1 protein-coding gene and 2 pseudogenes are annotated in these 1,201 nt (G+C 38.8%); 2 read left to right on the top strand and 1 reads right to left on the bottom strand.

The annotated features are described in order from the left end of the window. Positions 1-102 precede the first annotated feature (102 nt). Both QUB44_RS31395 and QUB44_RS31390 read left to right on the top strand, forming a co-directional pair. Positions 103-208: pseudogene (locus QUB44_RS31395) on the top strand (ISKra4-like element ISMae18 family transposase); the annotation flags it as partial. A gap of 65 nt (positions 209-273) precedes the next feature. Further along, positions 274-489: pseudogene (locus QUB44_RS31390) on the top strand (ISKra4-like element ISMae18 family transposase); the annotation flags it as partial. Between the two features lie 178 nt (positions 490-667). Here QUB44_RS31390 and QUB44_RS30960 read toward each other — a convergent pair. Next, positions 668-979, bottom strand: coding sequence for a hypothetical protein (locus QUB44_RS30960; RefSeq protein ID WP_333373764.1), 312 nt, complete (start codon positions 977-979; stop codon positions 668-670). Between the last annotated feature and the right edge of the window lie 222 nt (positions 980-1,201).

The raw sequence follows: 1,201 nt of genomic DNA, 5'->3' as shown, positions 1-1,201 counted from the left end.
TCGCTTCTGTGATTTATTGCGTAAGCGTTGCTTGCCGTAGGCGTCGCATCTCTCTTTAAAAACTGTCCGGAGTATTGGTTTAAGCAAATTGGGACTATTGAGAAAAGAAGAGAGGTACTCGATTGGTATCATTTGATAGAAAATCTACATAGAGTCGGAGGTTCGCTCAAACGACTGAGGAGAGCGAAGAATCAACTGTGGCAAGGAGCAACAGTAGAAGCTATAGCTGAGTTTATAGGAGTTAGAGCTAAAGAAAGTAAAAAGTTCCAGAATTATCTCCGAAAACATCAGTCAAGAATCCCAGATTACCAGAAGTATCAACAGCAGGGTATTGATATTGGTTCGGGAGCTGTAGAGTCTTTAATTAAACAGATTGGAGTAAGAATTAAGATTGTAGGTGCACAGTGGCACGAAAAAAATGTGCCTCAAATTTTAAGACTAAGATGTGCATATTTAAACAACGACATCAAGCTCGGTATTTCTGCTTAGTTAAAAAGCGGGATGCTCCCTGTAATATAGTCGCTGCCACTGCTTTTTATCTAGGCTTACTAATCGCAATCTTTGGCTCAGATTCATTGATATTTTCCTCGCTTTTTTTTAAAAATAGCATTTTCTGTACTCTTTGAGCGGGAAAGGAGTAATATCATGTCCGGGTACTTACCCATAATTAAGCAGCAACTGGAACTTGAGGCCACCAGTGAAAGTTTGTTAAACCCCGAATTAAATCTTGCTGTTGAAGTAATTGTTTGCAACGCTCAAATAAAACCTCTTCTAATTCATCAAGATTTTCAAATGTTCGATTAGCCAGAGGCTCATTTGTAAGTGGCCAAAGTCTTTCTGCCCGTTGTTGTTCTGGAGAGTAAGATGGCATCTCAACAATGTGAATACCTTTTGGGACTTCAAGTTTCCCGGCAGTATGCCACCCTGCTTGATCCAAAGCTAGTACAACTTGCTTTTTTTCCCCGATCTTAAAACCCACATTCCGCAGTTCTGGCTTTGATGACTAAGGATTTTCTTACATTCACTGTAGGAAAAATATTTGTGCCTACCTTTTCTAATTTTAGTATCATTATTTTGCGATTTTGGCGAGATATAAGAAATTTGAATTCACAGATATTTTCTAATATAGGGCTTGCTGAATAATTGATCGCTTTTTGGCGATGGGGAGTGATTGATTATTCAACCCGAGTTAAAGATGAGT

This window comes from Microcoleus sp. AT3-D2, assembly GCF_036705715.1.
In the GTDB taxonomy this organism is placed as follows: Bacteria; Cyanobacteriota; Cyanobacteriia; order Cyanobacteriales; family Microcoleaceae; genus Microcoleus.
Note: the sequence above shows the minus strand (reverse complement) of the source record. Positions and strands in the feature narration are given on the sequence as shown.